Genomic DNA, 16,809 nt, shown 5'->3' on the forward strand with positions numbered 1-16,809 from the left:
TGGGCACCTACCGGCGGGTGTCCGCTCAGGTGCGCCTCAGCGGGTGTCCGCCGGAAGGTCGATCAGCCCGCACACCGTGTCGATGTCGCCCTTCACCTGCGCGATCGACTCCCGCCCCGACAGCCAGGTGATCAGCGCCGAGTGCCAGGTGTGCTCGATGACGCGGACCACCGAGAGCTGCTCCTGCGTGGGGTTCTCCACCCCCATCGCGTCCAGGACGATCGCCGTCGTCAGCCGGGACACCGCGTCCACCTCGGGGCTGACCCCACGGTCGGCGAAGGTCAGCGCCCGCACCATGGCGTCCGCGAGATGGGGGTCGCGCTGGAGCGCCCGGAAGGCCAGCATCAGTGTGTCGGCGACCCGCCGGGCGGCGTCGTCCCCGGCGGTCGGCCGCCTGCGGAGCGAGGCGTGCAGATGCTGGAGCTGGTCCTGCATGAGGGCGACCAGGAGATGGACCTTGGACGGGAAGTAGCGGTAGAGCGTGCCCAGCGCGACCCCGGCGGCGTCCGCCACCTCGCGCATCTGCACCGCCTCGAAACCGCCCCGCCCCGCGAGCTGGGCGCCGGCCTGCAGAATGCCGCGACGGCGGGCCTCCTGGCGTTCCGTCAGGGGAGGCACCGCAGGTTTGGCTTCCGCTGTCATCTGGCCCCATCCAAAAGGGAGAACCGGTTCCCTGTCCGGCCGGGCGCCTGTTTCCGGGCGCGCACAGCATGCCAGGGTGTCTGCCGTGGCGCGAATCACCTGATCCGGCCGTCACACCGACGCTACCTGCCGGTAGATTCGATGCGGGTTGAACCAACGAGTCTGAAACTTGTTCTAGATTAGCGCGACCGGTTACGCTCCGGCGAACACGCAGTGAGAAGGGGGCCGAGTGTGACCGCTGAGGCCATAGAGACAGGCCCCTTCGCGGGCGGCGACACGTCGGGCACCGACGGTGACCGGCCGTTGCGCATCGCACTCCTGACCTACAAGGGCAACCCCTTCTGCGGCGGCCAGGGCGTCTACGTACGCCATCTCGGCCGCGAGCTGGCCCGGCTGGGCCACAGCGTCGAAGTGATCGGCGCCCAGCCCTACCCGGTGCTCGACGAGGGCGTCCCGCTCACCGAGCTGCCGAGCCTGGACCTCTACCGCCAGCCCGACCCGTTCCGCACTCCGGGACGCGGCGAGTACCGCGACTGGATCGACGCCGCCGAGGTCGCCACCATGTGGACCGGCGGCTTCCCCGAGCCCTTCACCTTCAGCCTGCGGGCACGCCGTCATCTCCTCGCCAGGCGCGGTGACTTCGACGTGGTGCACGACAACCAGACGCTCGGCTACGGCCTGCTCGGCGACCTCGGCGCGCCCCTCGTCACCACGATCCACCACCCGATCACCGTCGACCGCAGGCTGGACCTGGACGCCGCGGGATCGATGCGCCGCCGGCTCGCCGTGCGCCGTTGGTACGGCTTCACCCGCATGCAGAAGCGCGTCGCCCGCCGGTTGCCGTCCGTCCTCACCGTCTCCGGTTCCTCGCAGCAGGAGATCGTGGAGCACCTCGGGGTGCGCCCGGACCGCATCCAGGTCGTGCACATCGGGGCCGACACCGACCTCTGGTCGCCCGACCCCTCGGTCGCCGAGGTCCCCGGCCGGATCGTCACCACCTCCAGCGCCGACGTCCCCCTCAAGGGCCTCGTCCACCTCGTGGAGGCCCTCGCCAAGCTCCGCACCGAGAACCCGGCGGCGCACCTCGTGGTCGTCGGTAAGCGGGCCGAACGCGGCCCCGTCGCCCGGGCCATCGAGCGCTACGGACTCCAGGACGCCGTCGAGTTCGTGAAGGGCATCAGCGACGCCGAACTCGTCGACCTGGTCCGCAGCGCCCAGGTCTCCTGCGTCCCCTCCCTGTACGAGGGCTTCTCGCTGCCCGCCGCCGAGGCCATGGCCACCGGGACCCCGCTGGTGGCCACCACCGGCGGCGCGATCCCCGAGGTCACGGGGCCCGACGGGGAGACCTGCCTCGCCGTGCCGCCCGGCGACGCGGGGGCGCTGGCCACCGCGCTCGGCCGGCTCCTCGGCGACCGCGAACTGCGCGCCCGCCTCGGCGAGGCCGGCCGCGCCCGGGTGCTGGCCAACTTCACCTGGGCCAGGGCTGCCGCCGGAACCGCCGCGCTGTACCGTCAGTCGATCGCCGCCCGCGGAGCCCGCAGGTGAGCGCACCCGTGGCTCCCGGAACCCGTACCTCCGACCTCGAAGGCAGGCCCCTGTGCTGACCGTCGACTTCACCCGCTTCCCGCTCGCCGCCGGCGACCGGGTGCTCGATCTGGGCTGCGGCGCCGGCCGGCATGCCTTCGAGTGCTACCGGCGCGGCGCCCAGGTGGTGGCCCTCGATCAGAACGCCGAGGAGATCCGCGAGGTCGCGAAGTGGTTCGCCGCCATGAAGGAGGCCGGTGAGGCGCCCGTGGGCGCGACCGCCACCGCGATGGAGGGCGACGCGCTCAACCTGCCGTTCCCCGACGCCTCGTTCGACGTCGTGATCATCTCCGAGGTGATGGAGCACATCCCCGACGACAAGGGCGTCCTCGCCGAGATGGTCCGCGTGCTGAAGCCGGGCGGCCGGATCGCGATCACGGTGCCCCGCTACGGCCCCGAGAAGGTCTGCTGGACGCTCTCCGACGCGTACCACGAGGTCGAGGGCGGCCACATCCGCATCTACAAGGCCGACGAACTCCTCGGCAAGATCCGGGAAGCGGGCCTCAAGCCCTACGGCACTCACCACGCGCACGCCCTGCACAGCCCCTACTGGTGGCTGAAGTGCGCGTTCGGCGTCGACAACGAGAAGGCGCTGCCGGTGCGGGCGTACCACAAGCTGCTCGTCTGGGACATCATGAAGAAGCCCCTGGCCACCCGGGTCGCCGAGCAGCTGCTCAACCCGGTCGTCGGCAAGAGCTTCGTGGCGTACGCGACCAAGCCGCACCTGCCGAAGGCCGAGGCGTGAGCACGCCGGAGCAGACCGAACACCTCGTCCTGCCAGGTGTCCTGACGGCCGATCAGGCGGGCGAGACGGTCGCCGCGCTGCTCGCCGTGCAGCGCGAGGACGGGGCACTGCCCTGGTTCCGCGGCCACCACCTCGACCCGTGGGACCACACCGAGGCCGCGATGGCGCTGGACGCGGCCGGTGAGCACGAGGCCGCCGCCCGCGCCTACGCGTGGCTGGCCCGCCATCAGAACGAGGACGGCTCCTGGTACGCCGCCTACCACGACGGCGACCCCGAGCAGCCGACCGACCTGGGGCGCGAGACCAACTTCTGCGCGTACGTGGCCGTCGGCGTCTGGCACCACTACCTCGCCACCGGCGACGACGCGTTCGTCGACCGGATGTGGCCGACGGTCTTCGCCGCGATCGAGTTCGTGCTGCGGCTCCAGCAGCCCGGCGGTCAGATCGGCTGGAAGCGAGAGGCGGACGGCACCCCGGTCACCGACGCCCTGCTGACCGGCTCCTCCTCCGTCCACCAGGCGCTGCGCTGCGCCCTGGCGCTGGCCGAACAGCGCGAGGAGGCCCAGCCCGACTGGGAGCTCGCGGCCGGGGCGCTCGGCCACGCGATCCGCAGCCACCCCGAGCGCTTCCTGGACAAGAGCCGCTACTCGATGGACTGGTACTACCCGGTCCTCGGCGGCGCGGTCACCGGCTCAGCCGCGACCCGGCGGATCGAGGACGGCTGGGACGACTTCGTGGTCCCCGGACTCGGTGTGCGCTGCGTGCTCCCCAACCCCTGGGTGACGGGCGGCGAGAGCTGCGAACTGGCCCTGGCGCTCTGGGTGACGGGGGAGTCGGACCGCGCCCTGGAGATCCTCCAGTCCATCCAGCACCTGCGGGCCGAGGGCGGCCTCTACTGGACCGGGTACGTCTTCGAGGGCGAACGAGCCATATGGCCGGAGGAACTCACCACCTGGACCGCCGGATCCCTGCTGCTCGCGGTGGCCGCGCTCGGAGGGGACGAGGCGACCACCGCGGTCTTCAGTGGCGACCGGCTGCCGGCCGGACTGGAGCCGGACTGCTGCCGGGTCGCCGGCTAGAAGCGGCGGACCCGGCCGGCCACAGCGTGGCCGATGAACAGATAGACGACGGCGGCCAGTCCGTAACCGGTGACGACCCGTGCCCACGCTTCGTCGAAGGTGAACAGGTCGTACGACCAGCCGGCCAGCCAGCGGGCCGAGTCCTGGACCCACTGGACCAGGTCGTTGCCCCGGTTGGCGTCGAGCAGGTACATCAGGATCCACAGAATGATGATGAACGCCATGATGTCCGCGACGACGGCTATGACACGTGCGGCGGTACTGCTTCCTGTGCCTGTTCTGGGAGACATGCTCTCCGGATTGCCGCTTTACCGTGAGTGAAACCCGTACGGCGCCCGCCGGGTGGCGGCCCGTCCCCGCACGGGCGAGCCTGACGACGAGTGCCGGCCCGCGTCACTCACCGTGAGAACCCCGGTCAGGGAGGCCCGTCGTGCCCCGTTCCGTACCGCTGCGCCGGCTCGTCGTGGCGCTGCTGCTCTCCTGCACCGTCCTGGTGGGGACCACCGGCTGCGGGGACGGCGACGGCACCACGACAACGAGCGGTTCCGCGAGCCCGAGCCCCACGACGTCGGCACAGAAGCAGAAGTACGCCAAGACGCGCTTCGTGGCCAACGCGGGCCTCGCGGCAGGGGCGGCGTACCAGTGGATCGTGAAGCCGTACAGGGCGGGGAAGTTCAAGAAGGGCGCGGACGGGCGGACCTTCGCGGTGGTCAAGGCGGGGCTCGCGGGCACCTTCGCGTACAACCGGCTCAAGGCCGCCGCGGAGAACGCCAAGGGCGACCCGCTCCTGTCCAAGGCCGTCGCCCCGCTGACCGCCGGGATCGACTCGCTCAAGGACGTGGCCACCAGGATGGGCAAGGGCGAGGCGGGCGCCGGGGACGTGGGGGCGTTCGAGAGCGTCATCAACAGCATCAAGGACGCCGGGAAGAGCGCGGGCGCCGAGGTGAAGAACAAGGTCCCGTCCACCTCCCAGCTGAGCGGATGACCCACGACGGCAGTGGCCCCCGCCCTGGCAGGGCGGGGGCCACTCGTGCGCGACGGCTCAGCCGCGCTGGATGCCCGTGGTGTCCTGGAGGACGCCGCGACGGCCGTCCTGCGTCTGGGCGATGAGGCCGGGACCACGCTGCTCGACCGCGAGGTACCACGTACCCGGAGCGAGCTCCGCGATCGGGTTGGGGGCGCCGTCCTCGCCGTACAGCGGGCGGGCCACCGGGACCGCGAACCAGAAGGGGGTGAAGTCACCAGCCGGTGCCCCACCGCCCTGCGGAGCCTGCTGCGCGGCCTGCTGCTGGTGCTCCGGCTGACCGGGCTGACCCGGCTGGGCACCGTACGGCTGGGGCTGGCCGGGCTGCGCGCCGAAGGCCGCCTGCTGGCCACCGGGGTAGCCGTAACCGGGCTGCTGGCCGTACGCCGGCTGCACACCCTGCGCCGGGCGCGGTGCGCCGAGGAGCGGGGCCTTGAGCGCGGGGACCAGCGGAGCGGCCACGGCGGCGCCGGCCAGCACGATGGCCGCCAGCAGTCCGAGGATCAGGCCCGCGCCCGCGTCACCGGCGTCGATGATCGTCCAGAACATGGTCCACAGGGAGAACACCGTGAAAGCGGCCCCGAACTGGCCGAGTTCGAAGCCGACCACCTTGCGGCCCGGCATGGCGCGGCTGACGATCAGCAGCGCGGCGCCGATGATGCCCGCCAGGTAGATGCTCATCAGGGTGGACAGCGAGTCCCAGGCGTTCGCGCTGGTGTACCCCGAGCAGTCCACGCCCGAGGGGCAGTCGTAGCCGGAGAGGTCGAGGAAAGAGGCGATGAACAGCACGACCGCTGCTCCGATCACCACGCCGTCGCCTCGAGTGAGGGAGCGGATATTCACGTGAAAGTCCTTAGTCGGTCGTCTCGTCGGGGCGGTCGTCGATGCCGCCCGAACGGCGGTTACGGCGCGAAGCTCGGGGGCGGCTCCCCATCGTACGGATGAATCTATCGTCTGCCCGGGCGGGTTGTGATGCTGCCCGGACCTCGGACCGGCTATCCCCCCAATGTCGCCACTATCACCGCAGAACTACCTCTTCAGATAGCTGCCGATGCCCTCGGCGATACCGAGAGCGGCTTTCTGACGCCAGCCCGCGCTGGTGAGCAGAGCGGCGTCCTTCGGATCACGCATATTGCCGCATTCGATGAACACCTTGGGCACGGTCGACAGATTCAGTCCGCCGAGATCGTCACGGGTGTCCAGCCCGGTGCCGTCGCCGATGTAATTGGAAGGGGCGCTTCCGGTAACGCGTACGAAATTCCCTGCAATCCGTACTCCAAGTTCACGCGAAGGGGCGAGCATCCTGGCGGCGTCCGCGTCCTGTCCGTTCACCGCTGCGGGGAGAATGACGTGGAATCCCCGGTTGCCGGTTGCGGAACCGTCCGCGTGGACCGAGACGACCGCGTCGGCGTGTGCCTTGTTGCCGATCCGCGCACGCTCGTCGACGCACGGGCCGAAGGGACGGTCGCCGTCCTGGGTGAGGACGACCTTCGCGCCCTGCGCCTCCAGCAGCGTGCGCAGCCGGCGGGAGACATCGAGGGTGAACCGGGCTTCCGCGTAACCGGAGTCGGTGGACGTGCCCGTGGTGTCGCACTCCTTGCGCCCGTTGCCCATGTCCACCTGCGCGTTGATCTCCCGGGTGTGGTCGACGTTGCCCGGGTTGTGCCCGGGGTCGATCACCACGGTCCGGCCCGTGAGCGGGCCCCGGGGCAGGGGCTCGGCGGAAGCCGAAGCGGAGCCGGTGGGCGTCGGGGCCGAGGACTGCGTGGGGGAGGGGGTGGGGGCGGCCGACGCAGACCGGGACGCGGTCCCGGGGCTCTGCCCGCCGTCGCCACCGCACCCCGCGGCGGTCAGACAGACACCGGCGAGAGCCGCGGCGGTGAACACGGCCCTGAGGTGCGGACCCGGACGCGATATGGGGGGAGTGAAGTCTTCGTGACGCACGTCGCGATGCTATCCGTGCGCCTCAGATCCCCGCCCCCGTACGCCGCAGGACGCGCAGCGAATCCGTCACCGAGATCTCGGTGAACGCGCCGGAGGCCAGGGCCCGTTGGTGGACGCGGTGCGGGGCCTGCCCACCGTCCGCCGGGTCCGGGAACACGTCGTGGATGACCAGCAGCCCGCCCTCGGCGACCTTCGGGGCCCAGCCCTCGTAGTCACCGTTCGCGTGCTCGTCGGTGTGCCCGCCGTCGATGAAGACCAGGCCGAGCTGCCCGCCCCAGACGGCCGCGACCTGCGGGGACCGCCCGACGAGCGCCACCACGTGCTCCTCCAGACCGGCCCGGTGCAGGGTGCGCCGGAAGGTCGGCAGCGTGTCCATCAGGCCGATCTCCGGGTCCACCACCGACGGGTCGTGGTACTCCCACCCCGGCTGCTGCTCCTCGCTGCCCCGGTGGTGGTCGACGGTGAGCGCCGTGACCCCGGCGGCACGGGCCGCGTCCGCCAGCAGGATCGTGGACCGCCCGCAGTAGGTGCCGACCTCCAGCAGCGGGAGCCCGAGCGCGGCCGCCTCGGCGGCGGCGGCGTACAGGGCGAGCCCCTCGTGGACCGGCATGAAGCCCTTGGTGGCCTCGAAGGCGGCGAGGATCTCCGGGTCGGGGTGGGCGGGCGACTCGGCGGCCACGGGGTTCCTCCTGGTGGGGCGGTGGTTCGGACGGCGTCCCATCGTGCCGTACGCCCCTGTCGGACCCCGTGGCGGGGGTCAGCGGGTCTGCCGGAGCCGGCCGTAGTGCAGGTCGTGCGGGAGCTTCAGCCCCTTGAGGCCGAACCCGCGGCCGGGAGCGATGTGTCCCAACTGCTCAGCGCTCGGCCGTGGTTCGAAGCTCCGGCGCGCTGACCGGCACCGCTACGGGGGCGGCCTCCGCGGCGGCACGCGCGTCGCCCGCGCTGCTGGCCAGCAGCACCGGGCGCGGCTGCCGCTGCGCGGGCAGGAACGCGGCCAGCACCAGGCCGATCAGCACCGCCCCCGTGGCGATCATGAACGAGGTCCGGAAGCCCTCCATGGTGGGGACGTCGACCGCCCCCATCCGCACCGAGGTGTTCGCCAGCACCATGCCGATCACCGCGCTCGACAGCGAGGTGCCGATCGACCGCATCAGCGTGTTCAGACCGTTTGCCGCGCCCGTCTCCGACGCGTCGACCGCGCCGATGATCAGGGCGGGCAGCGAGGAGTACGCCAGCCCGATGCCCGCGCCGAGCACCACCGCGATGATCACGGTCTGCCAGGCGGCGCTCATCAGGCCGAGCCCCGCCCCGTAACCGACGGCGATGACCAGCATGCCCAGGATCAGGGTGGTCTTGGGACCGCGGCGGGCGGAGAGCCGGGCGTACAGCGGGGCCACGAACATCATGGTCAGGCCCAGCGGCGCCACGCAGAGCCCGGCCACCACCATGGACTGCCCCAGGCCGTACCCCGTCGCCGCGGGCAGCTGGAGCAGCTGCGGCAGGACCAGGGAGACGGCGTAGAAGGCGACCCCGACCATGATCGAGACGAGGTTGGTGAGCAGCACCTCACGGCGGGCACTGGTCCGCAGATCGACCAGTGGCGCCGGTGAGCGCAGCTCGAACAGGCCCCACAGCACCAGGATCACCAGGGACGCGGCGATCAGACCGAGGGTCAGGGGAGAGGTCCAGCCCCAGTCGCCGCCCTTGGTCACCGGCAGCAGCAGGCAGACCAGGCCGAGGGAGAGCCCCAGCGCCCCGGCGAGGTCGAAGCGCCCCGGCGCGCGCAGCGGCGGCTCCGGCACGGCGAGGACGGTCAGCGTCATGGCCAGCACCCCGAGCGCGGCCGAGGCGAGGAAGAGCGCGTGCCAGTCGGCGTGCTGGGCGACGAGCGCGGCCGCGGGCAGCGCGAGTCCGCCGCCCACGCCTATGGAGGAGCTCATCAGGGCCATCGCCGAGCCGAGCTTCTCGCGCGGCAGCACGTCGCGCATGATGCCGATGCCCAGCGGGATGGCGCCCATGGCGAAGCCCTGGAGCGCCCGGCCGACGATCATGACCACCAGGCTGTCGGTGGAGGCGCAGATCAGCGAGCCGACCACCATCACGGCGAGGCTGGCCAGCAGCATCCGCCGCTTGCCGTTCAGATCGCCGAGCCGTCCCATGATCGGGGTGGCGACGGCCCCGGCGAGCAGTGTGGCGGTCATCACCCAGGTGGCGTTCGCCGGGTCGGTGCCGAGCAGGGACGGCAGGTCCTTGATGACGGGGACGAGCAGGGTCTGCATCACCGCGACGGTGATCCCCGCGAACGCGAGTACGGGGACGACGCCGCCGCCCTTGCTCCCGCCCCTGCCCTTGCCCGGGTCGGGGAGCTCCCCCTCCTGCGGTTCGTTCGTCGTCCGTTGCATACGTGAGGCCTCCGGGCAGGGAAAAGATGCGGCAGTCAGAGCGGGGTGGAGCGTGCGGCGGCGCGCCGAGCGGGCAGCGCCGACCGCCAAGTGTGTGCATGCTGAACGCTTCCGTACGCCTGCGATATTCCGGTGAACGCGGCGTAAAAACAGCGAAGTCGGCGAAGGTCCTACGCCGGGGGGCGGAGAAGCGATGGGACCGAAGGGGGAGCGGAAACGGATGTACGGGGCACGAATGGCCTGCGAGTATGACATCCATGGTTGACGTCTCCCCGCCCACGCGGCCGCCCGCACGATCGAGAACCCGTACGTGGGCCGTGGTCGCGGCGGCCTGCACCGGCCAGTTCCTGGTCGTCCTCGACGTGTCCGTCGTCAACGTGGCACTGCCGTCCATGCGCACCGACCTGGACCTGAGCGCACCCGGACTGCAGTGGGTCGTCAACGCCTACTCCATCGCCTTCGCCGGCTTCATGCTGCTCGGCGGGCGGGCCGCGGACATCTACGGCCGCAAGCGGATGTTCCTGACCGGGCTCGCCCTCTTCACCGCGGCCTCGCTCGCCGGCGGCCTGGCGCAGGAGGGCTGGCAACTCCTCGCCGCGCGCGCCGGGCAGGGGCTCGGCGCCGCCGTGCTGTCCCCGGCGACCCTCACGATCCTCACCGCAGCCGTCCCCGAGGGCCCCGCGCGGAGCAGGGCGATCGGCACCTGGATGGCGGTCGGCGCGGGCGGCGGAGCGGCCGGCGGGCTGATCGGCGGGGTGCTCACCGACGTCCTGTCCTGGCGGTGGGTCCTGCTCATCAACGTGCCGGTCGGCGTCCTCGTCATCGCCGGCGCTGCGGTGTGGCTGGCCGAGGGCCGGGCGGGCGACCGGCGCCGCGTCGACCTGCTGGGCGCGGTGCTCGTCACGGCGGGCCTGGCGACGACGGCGTACGGCATCGTGCAGACCGAGGCCGCCGGCTGGGCGGCCGCCGCCACCCTGGTGCCCCTCCTGGGCGGACTGGCGCTCCTCGGTGTGTTCGTCCTGGTGGAGTGGCGGACGGCCGCGCCGCTGATGCCGCTGCGGGTCCTCGGTGTGCGGGCCGTCTCGGCGGCGAACGTGTCGATGCTGCTGCTGGGTTCGGCGACGTTCTGCATGTGGTACTTCATGACCGTCTACGCCCAGAACGTCCTGGGCTACACACCGCTGGAGGCCGGGTTCGCGCTCGTACCGAGCTCCGCCGCCGTCTTCATCGGCGCCAAGGCCGCGCCCGCGCTCATGGCACGGACCGGCGCCAAGACCCTGGCCGTGGCCGGCGCCCTGGTCGCCGCCGCCGGTTTCGGCTGGCAGTCCACCATGGGCGTGCACGGCTCCTACCTCACCTCGGTCTGCCTCCCGGGCGTCCTGATGATGGCCGGGGCCGGACTGGCCTCCACCCCGCTGGCCACGCTCGCCACCTCAGGCGCGGCACCCGGCGACGCCGGACTCGTCTCCGGACTGGTCAACACCTCCCGCACCATGGGCGGCGCACTGGGCCTCGCGGTGCTCTCCACGGTCGCCGCGGCCCGCACGGCGGGCTCCGCAGGCGCCGCGGAGATCACCGCCGGTTACGCCCTGGCCTTCCGCACCTCCGCCGTGGTGCTGGTGGCCGGGGCGCTGATGATGCTGGTCTGGCTGCCCGGGCGGGGCGAGAAGCACACGGGCACCCGGGCCGGGGGCCGGCCGGGACGGGCCGGGAAGGAGACGGCGCCGGCTCTGCACTCCCCGGAGGCCTGAGGCCTTTCCTCCGGATCGGGCCGGAGCGTCAGAGCCAGCCCTCCCGGCGTGCCGCGCGCATCGCCTCCATGCGGTTGCGCGTGCCCGTCTTGCCGATCGCCGAGGAGAGGTAGTTGCGGACCGTGGACTCCGACAGACTCAGCTTCGTGGCGATGTCGGCGACCGTCGCCCCGTCCACGGACGCGTTGAGCGCGTCCCGCTCCCGCGGGGTCAGTGGACTCGGGCCCGCGCCCAGCGCGGCGGCGGCCAGCGCAGGATCGATCACGGTCTCGCCGCCCAGCACCTGCCGGATCGCCTTCGCCAGGTCCCCGACCGGCCCGTCCTTCACCAGGAAACCGGAGGCGCCGGCCTCCATGGCGCGCCGCAGATAGCCCGGCCTGCCGAAGGTCGTCAGGATCAGCACCCGGCAGTCCGGCACCTCCGTGCGCAGGTCGGCGGCCGCGTCCAGGCCGCTGCGGCCCGGGAGTTCGATGTCCAGCAGCGCCACGTCCGGGCGGGAGAGGAGCGCCTCGTCCACGATCCTGTCCCCGGCGGCCACCTGGGCGACCACCTCGAAGTCCGGCTCCATCCCGAGCAGCAGGGCGAGGGCGCTGCGCATCATGCCCTGGTCCTCGGCGAGCAGGATGCGTACCGAACCCGTGGGCCGGTGGTCCTGCGGCATCTCGTTCACGGGCTCAGCGTAGGCCGAGGAGCGGTCCGACGGAGGCCCCGTGACGGCACCCGGCCCTGCGGAGGCGCCCCTCAGCCGCAGTCCCGACCGCCCGGCCCGTCCCCCGCGTCGGCGGGCAGTTCCGCGGTCACCACGAAGCCGCCGTCCGGCCCGGGGCCCGACTCAAGGGAGCCGCCCGCGGCGGCCAGCCGCTCGGACAGTCCCTTCAGCCCCGTACCGCCGGCCGTGCCCGCGGGCCGCTCCGGGCCGGGGCCCGCGCCGTCGTCCGTCACGGTCAGCCTGACCCGTTCGGGTGTGGTGTCGAGCACGAACACACAGCGGGTCGCGCCACTGTGGCGTACGGCGTTGGTGACGGCCTCACGGGCGACCCAGCCCAGCAGCGCGTCGGTCTCCGGGGCGGGCGGCGGTCCCGAGCGGTGGACGACCGCCTCGATCCCGGCGGTGCTCAGCACCGGCCCGGCCCGGTCCAGCTCGGTGGCGAGGCTCCCCTCGCGGTAGCCCGTCACCGCCTCACGGATCTCGGTCAGCGCCTGGCGGCCCACGGACTCGATGTCGGAGACCTGGGCGAGCGCCGCGTCGATGTCGAGCGGAGCGAGCCTCCGGGCCGCCTCCGACTTGACGACGACGACCGACAGGGTGTGGCCGAGCAGATCGTGCAGATCGCGCGAGAAGCGCAGCCGCTCCTGCTCGACGGCGCTGCGGGCCAGCTCCTGCCGGGTCGCGCGCAGCTCCATCACCGTCTCGGACAGGGTGAGGATCGCTGCGGTCACACCCCCGGAGATGAAGGTGCCGTAACCGATGGTCCACGGCTCCGAGACGTGGTCGCCGCGCCATACGGCCACCGCGCACGCACACCCGGCCAGGACGATCAGGCCGATGCCCAGCCGCCGGCCGCGCAGGATCGTCCCGCAGGCCAGCGAGAACAACGGGAAGAACAGCAGCCAGTTGCCGCCGTACCCCATCGCGAGACCGAACGTGAGGGCCCCCATCGCGGCCAGCAGCACGTACGACGTGACGCTCTCCCGCTTCCTCCGGTCGAAGCCCCGGAACACCACCGATACGTACAGGGAGTTGAAGGCCAGCAGCCCGAGACCGCCGACCCAGGGGTTCGACGTCTCGCCCTGCAGGAGGTTGGAGAACGCGCCGAGCCCCATCAGCAGCACGGGCAGCAGGGCGTACGGACCGGGCGGGCCCGGCCGCCTGTTCCTCTTCTTCGTCGTCGTCTTCCTGGACACGCTCACTCCACTCACACGGTCCTCGCCGACCGACGGTAGGACATCACGGCGTAACCGCCGAACAGCAACAGCCAACCGCCCAGTACGGCCAGGGATCCGGCCCCCGGGGCGTGCCCGGCGATCGTCGACCAGCCCAGGTCGGCGAACCCGTGCGCGGGGGTGTACCCGCCGACGGCGCGCAGCCACCCGGGGAACACGCCGAGCGGGAACCACAGCCCGCCGACGAGCGCGAAGCCCATCAGACAGGCCACGTTGACCACACCGGTGCCCTGCGGGGTGAGCCGGTACCCGTTGCCGATGCCGAGCAGGGTGAACGGCAGCGCGCCGAGCCACAGCAGCAGCACCAGCGCGCCCCACTGCCAGGCCGCCAGCCGTACGCCGTTGACGAGCCCCCCGGCCAGCAGGATGGCCAGGACGGTCGGCAGGACCGTCACCGAACTGCTGATCGCGCGGCCGGTCACCGCGCGCCACGGGTCCAGCGGTGTGATCCTCAACTGCTGGAGCCAGCCGAGGGACTTGTCCGACGCGATGCCCGTCCCGATCGCCATGGCGGAGCCGAGCGCCCCGTACGCCGCCATGCCGACCATCGACGCGGCCTTCCAGTCGTCGTAGGAACCGCTCCCGCCGAGATTGGTGAAGAGCAGATACATCATCAGCGGCATGCCCGTCCCGAAGACGAGGAACGTGGGGTCACGCAGGGTCCGCCGGATCTCCAGTGCGATGTACGGGAACATCACGCGGCCTCCTTCACCTGGTCGGCTGCCGTGGGTGCGGTGAGCGAGAGGAACGCGTCCTCCAGGGTGGCCCTGCCGACCTGGAGCCCGCGTACCGCCCCGATCCGTGCCAGCTCGACGACGGTCGCGTCCGAGTCGTCCGTACGCAGCAGGGCCCGGCCCCCGCGCACCTCGACGCCCACGACACCGGGGAGCGACTCCAGCCCGGCGGTGGAACGGCCCGCCAGGTCGAACGAGACCAGGCCGCCGCCCGCCGAGCGCTTGATTGCCTCGCCGCTGCCGTCCGCGACGACCCGGCCCCGGTGCAGGACCACGATCCGGTCGGCGTTCCCGTCGGCCTCCTCCAGGTGGTGCGTGGAGAACAGGACGGTCCTGCCGCGCTCGGCGAAGGACCGGATCGAGACCCAGAACGCGCGCCTCGCCTCCACGTCCAGAGCGGCCGTCGGCTCGTCCAGCACGACCAGCTCGGGATCGCCGGCCAGCGCGACGGCGAACCGGACGCGCTGCACCTGGCCGCCGGACAGCTTGTCGACGCGCCGGTCCGCGTACTCCGCCACCCCCGCGAGGGCGAGCGCCTCGGCCACCGGCAGCGGGCGCGGGTAGAGGGCCGCGACGAAGCGGATCAGCTCACCCACCGTCACCCGGGGAATCGGCCGCCCGTCCTGGAGCATCGCCCCGGCCAGCCCGGCGCGCACCGCCCGGTCGGGGCTGCGTCCGAGGAGGCGCACCGTGCCCGAGTCGGGATCGTTCAGGCCCAGCAGCAGGCTGATGGCCGTGGACTTCCCCGCGCCGTTGCGGCCCAGCAGCGCGACGGTCTCGCCCCGCCCGACCGTCAGATCCATCCCGTCGACCGCCCGGACGGTGCTCCCCGCCCGGCCGAACGTCTTGACCGCCGCGGTGAACTCCACCGCCGGTCCGTTCCCCTTGGTCCCCGTTGTCCGTGTCATGGCGATGACGCTACGGACCCGGCACTCGCCGCGGCAGGGGCGTGCGTACGGACTCGGCGATGACAAATGTCCTGGGTGCACGCGCCGTTGGGAGCGGGACGCGGCCGCCGCACCGCCGAGGGCCGCCGCGGCCAGGTGGCTGCGACGGCCCTCGTGTCGTACGGAGCGGTTCAGGCCGCCGCGCTGCCACCCCCTTCGGAGGGGCGCCGGTGACGGCCGTGCGGCTGCGCGGTCACGCTCTCCGCAGATGCGCCTCCTCGGTGCTTTCCGTAGCCGCCGGCTTCGGCCCGTTCCGTGTCCGCTTCCGGCGGACGCGTCTGGGTCGTGTCGGTTCGGGCTTCAGACATGTGGGAAGTCTCCCCGTTGCAATCGCTTACGTGTGTGTCGCGGCCCCGCCGCCACCCGGCACGGTCACCGTCGGCGTCCGCACGGAACGGCTGCGTAGCCCCGGGCCGAGTTTATCCAGGTGCGGTGCGTCCGGTGAGAGGCGCCTGCCCCAGTGGCACGGGCGTGCAGACCCCGCGCGCGGGCGTGACCCCGGACGTGTTCGTTCCGTTCGTGACGGCCGGGTGCGGTTCGTCCACCGGAGCCTCCATCAACGCCACGGCGCAGGGCGCGTCCTCCTGCGAGTACGGCAGATGGAGCACCCCTTCCCGGGTCCAGAAGCCCGACCCGGCGAGCCATCCGCCGGGCGCCGCGAACTGGTGCAGCCGGCGCCCCGCCGGACGCCACAGCCCCACCCAGCTGCCCCCGGCCCCGTCGATCCGCAGCGCCACCGCGCAGCTCTCCGGCATCAGCATCTGGCCGGGCTGCACGGCGAACGGCGTCAGCGTCTCGTCCGGGGCGCGCAGGCACTCGGGGAACCGCACCGGGAGGCAGCTGCCGAGCACGCCCCAGCCGAGCCGGTCGTGGCCGGGCGCGTCCGAGCGGACCAGCAGGAGCCCGCTGTCGGCGTCGGCCAGCAGCAGCCGGTCGTTGCTCTCCGGCGCGATCTGCAGCAGGGGGGTCACCCCGCCGCCGCGCCCCAGGTCCACGACGACCGCCTTCACGGGGCCGCCGCCCGGCATCTGCCGGTCCAGGGCGAGCAGCCGGCCCTCGCGGTCCAGCCAGACACCGCCCGAACAGCGGCCCGGGACGTCGGCGACCTGCTCGGGGCCGAACGCGCCGCCCGCCACCAGCCAGACGCCGGTGGAACGTTTTCCCGGGAGCAGGGCGTAGGCGCTCATGCCGTCCGGGGACGGGGGGAGGAGCGTGAGCCCCGTGCAGTCGAGGGCGCCCAGCGGGACCTCGCCCGTGCCGGGGCCCGTCGGGTAGAGCAGCGAGAAGGTGTGCCGGCCGGCCGCCACCTCGCGCCGGATCAGCACCCGCCCGTCCGAGAGCGGCAGTACGTCGGAGGCGGCCTCCTCGGGCCGGTCCAGGGGGAGCGGTACGGCGTACGGCTCGGGGCCGTCCAGCGTCCAGCGCTCGGGGAACCAGCCCGGCCCGGTCGCCTCCCCTGCAGGGGTGAGCCGCGCCGCGTACGCGTGGTCGGCGCCGAGGGTGAGCGCGGGCGGCACGAGACGCGACGGGGCCGGGGGGAGAGCCGCCTCGTCCGTCCGCGCGGGGGGCCCGAGCGGTACGGGCGGCGCCGACGGGACGGGCGGGGCGGAGGGCGCGGGCGGTGCGGTGGGCGCCCCAAGGTCTTGAGCCGGGTCCTGCGGTGCGGCCGACGCCTCCGCGTCGCGCGGGTCCGCGGGCGCCTCCGCGTCGCGCGGTGCGGCCGCTGTCACCGGGGCGCCCGGATCGCCGCCCCGCCCTGGGGCCGCCCCCGTCGCGTCCGGACCGCCGCCCCCACCGGACGTATCCGCTCCGGTGTCCCCGGCGGCCGTGTCCGCTCCGGCCGTGTCCTCGGCCGCCGCCCCCGCGGCGGGGGGTTCCACGGGTTCCACGGGCTCCGCCGGCCCGTCCGGGTCCGCGGCTTCGGGCGCGGGTCCGGCCGCCGCCGCGGTCCCCGCGACTCCGGCGGTCTTGTCCTCGATGGCACAGGCAGTCATGGTCCGGTCACCTCCGGCA

Annotated in this window: 16 protein-coding genes; 5 read left to right on the forward strand and 11 right to left on the reverse strand. The window is 72.9% G+C overall.

What is annotated here, in order from left to right; translation table 11 throughout:
* Nucleotides 1-36: 36 nt before the first annotated feature.
* A complete protein-coding gene (locus ACIRD8_RS01615) occupies nt 37-642 on the reverse strand; it encodes a TetR family transcriptional regulator (RefSeq protein WP_403984867.1) in 606 nt (201 codons plus the stop codon).
* Between the two features lie 231 nt (nt 643-873).
* On the opposite strand from ACIRD8_RS01615, the gene ACIRD8_RS01620 reads away from it, so the two are divergent.
* The 3 genes from ACIRD8_RS01620 to ACIRD8_RS01630 are packed head-to-tail and all read left to right on the forward strand — an operon-like array spanning nt 874 to nt 4,050.
* Nucleotides 874-2,187: a glycosyltransferase family 4 protein gene (locus tag ACIRD8_RS01620; RefSeq protein WP_403984869.1), complete on the forward strand. Its 1,314-nt coding sequence runs from the start codon at nt 874-876 to the stop codon at nt 2,185-2,187.
* A gap of 52 nt (nt 2,188-2,239) precedes the next feature.
* Nucleotides 2,240-2,971, forward strand: a complete 732-nt coding sequence (locus tag ACIRD8_RS01625; RefSeq protein ID WP_403984870.1) for a class I SAM-dependent methyltransferase — start codon at nt 2,240-2,242, stop codon at nt 2,969-2,971.
* Complete coding sequence (locus tag ACIRD8_RS01630) at nt 2,968-4,050, forward strand: prenyltransferase (protein WP_403984872.1); 1,083 nt, start codon at nt 2,968-2,970, stop codon at nt 4,048-4,050. Before ACIRD8_RS01625 ends, ACIRD8_RS01630 begins: the two co-directional genes overlap by 4 nt.
* On the opposite strand, the gene ACIRD8_RS01635 is transcribed toward ACIRD8_RS01630, so the two are convergent.
* Nucleotides 4,047-4,340 (reverse strand): hypothetical protein, encoded by a 294-nt coding sequence (locus ACIRD8_RS01635; protein ID WP_099172340.1) that lies wholly within the window; start codon nt 4,338-4,340, stop codon nt 4,047-4,049. The two genes, ACIRD8_RS01630 and ACIRD8_RS01635, sit on opposite strands and share 4 nt — an antisense overlap.
* A 140-nt stretch (nt 4,341-4,480) precedes the next feature.
* Here ACIRD8_RS01635 and ACIRD8_RS01640 point away from each other — a divergent pair, with 140 nt between their 5' ends.
* Nucleotides 4,481-5,035: a hypothetical protein gene (locus ACIRD8_RS01640; protein ID WP_403984874.1), complete on the forward strand. Its 555-nt coding sequence runs from the start codon at nt 4,481-4,483 to the stop codon at nt 5,033-5,035.
* 57 nt (nt 5,036-5,092) lie between these two features.
* Here the strand turns inward: ACIRD8_RS01640 and ACIRD8_RS01645 are convergent, their stop codons facing one another.
* The 4 genes from ACIRD8_RS01645 to ACIRD8_RS01660 form a co-directional block, all read right to left on the reverse strand.
* Nucleotides 5,093-5,917: a DUF5336 domain-containing protein gene (locus ACIRD8_RS01645; protein ID WP_403984876.1), complete on the reverse strand. Its 825-nt coding sequence runs from the start codon at nt 5,915-5,917 to the stop codon at nt 5,093-5,095.
* Nucleotides 5,918-6,103: 186 nt separating this feature from the next.
* Nucleotides 6,104-7,018, reverse strand: coding sequence for an N-acetylmuramoyl-L-alanine amidase (locus tag ACIRD8_RS01650; protein WP_403984878.1), 915 nt, complete (start codon nt 7,016-7,018; stop codon nt 6,104-6,106).
* Between the two features lie 22 nt (nt 7,019-7,040).
* Complete coding sequence (locus ACIRD8_RS01655; protein WP_403984880.1) at nt 7,041-7,697, reverse strand: class I SAM-dependent methyltransferase; 657 nt, start codon at nt 7,695-7,697, stop codon at nt 7,041-7,043.
* Nucleotides 7,698-7,872: 175 nt separating this feature from the next.
* Nucleotides 7,873-9,420, reverse strand: a complete 1,548-nt coding sequence (locus ACIRD8_RS01660) for an MFS transporter (RefSeq protein WP_403984882.1) — start codon at nt 9,418-9,420, stop codon at nt 7,873-7,875.
* Nucleotides 9,421-9,668: 248 nt separating this feature from the next.
* Here ACIRD8_RS01660 and ACIRD8_RS01665 point away from each other — a divergent pair, with 248 nt between their 5' ends.
* Nucleotides 9,669-11,171, forward strand: coding sequence for an MFS transporter (locus ACIRD8_RS01665; protein ID WP_403984884.1), 1,503 nt, complete (start codon nt 9,669-9,671; stop codon nt 11,169-11,171).
* Between the two features lie 28 nt (nt 11,172-11,199).
* Here the strand turns inward: ACIRD8_RS01665 and ACIRD8_RS01670 are convergent, their stop codons facing one another.
* The 5 genes from ACIRD8_RS01670 to ACIRD8_RS01690 all read right to left on the reverse strand — a co-directional run bounded on the left by ACIRD8_RS01670 (nt 11,200) and on the right by ACIRD8_RS01690 (nt 16,790).
* Nucleotides 11,200-11,832: a response regulator gene (locus ACIRD8_RS01670; RefSeq protein WP_403985611.1), complete on the reverse strand. Its 633-nt coding sequence runs from the start codon at nt 11,830-11,832 to the stop codon at nt 11,200-11,202.
* Nucleotides 11,833-11,912: 80 nt separating this feature from the next.
* Nucleotides 11,913-13,076 carry a sensor histidine kinase gene (locus tag ACIRD8_RS01675; protein WP_403984886.1) on the reverse strand — a complete coding sequence of 388 codons (1,164 nt, stop codon included), beginning with the start codon at nt 13,074-13,076 and terminating at the stop codon, nt 11,913-11,915.
* An 11-nt stretch (nt 13,077-13,087) separates the two neighbouring features.
* The gene (locus tag ACIRD8_RS01680) at nt 13,088-13,810 is read right to left on the reverse strand and encodes an ABC transporter permease (RefSeq protein WP_403984888.1); all 723 of its coding nucleotides are present in this window, start codon (nt 13,808-13,810) and stop codon (nt 13,088-13,090) included.
* The gene (locus ACIRD8_RS01685) at nt 13,810-14,718 is read right to left on the reverse strand and encodes an ABC transporter ATP-binding protein (protein ID WP_403985613.1); all 909 of its coding nucleotides are present in this window, start codon (nt 14,716-14,718) and stop codon (nt 13,810-13,812) included. Before ACIRD8_RS01685 ends, ACIRD8_RS01680 begins: the two co-directional genes overlap by 1 nt.
* A gap of 497 nt (nt 14,719-15,215) precedes the next feature.
* Nucleotides 15,216-16,790: a hypothetical protein gene (locus tag ACIRD8_RS01690; protein WP_403984890.1), complete on the reverse strand. Its 1,575-nt coding sequence runs from the start codon at nt 16,788-16,790 to the stop codon at nt 15,216-15,218.
* Between the last annotated feature and the right edge of the window lie 19 nt (nt 16,791-16,809).

Origin of the sequence: Streptomyces sp. NPDC102451 (assembly GCF_044765485.1) — a bacterium.
GTDB lineage: Bacteria > Actinomycetota > Actinomycetes > Streptomycetales > Streptomycetaceae > Streptomyces.

What these genes read in the sequence shown, in the direction of transcription:
- ACIRD8_RS01670 (WP_403985611.1), bottom strand. Translation starts at nt 11,832, where the DNA reads ATGCCGCAGGACCACCGGCCCACGGGTTCGGTACGCATCCTGCTCGCC.
- ACIRD8_RS01690 (WP_403984890.1), bottom strand. Translation starts at nt 16,790, where the DNA reads ATGACTGCCTGTGCCATCGAGGACAAGACCGCCGGAGTCGCGGGGACC.
- ACIRD8_RS01665 (WP_403984884.1), top strand. Translation starts at nt 9,669, where the DNA reads ATGACATCCATGGTTGACGTCTCCCCGCCCACGCGGCCGCCCGCACGA.
- ACIRD8_RS01660 (WP_403984882.1), bottom strand. Translation starts at nt 9,420, where the DNA reads ATGCAACGGACGACGAACGAACCGCAGGAGGGGGAGCTCCCCGACCCG.
- ACIRD8_RS01615 (WP_403984867.1), bottom strand. Translation starts at nt 642, where the DNA reads ATGACAGCGGAAGCCAAACCTGCGGTGCCTCCCCTGACGGAACGCCAG.
- ACIRD8_RS01635 (WP_099172340.1), bottom strand. Translation starts at nt 4,340, where the DNA reads ATGTCTCCCAGAACAGGCACAGGAAGCAGTACCGCCGCACGTGTCATA.
- ACIRD8_RS01680 (WP_403984888.1), bottom strand. Translation starts at nt 13,810, where the DNA reads ATGTTCCCGTACATCGCACTGGAGATCCGGCGGACCCTGCGTGACCCC.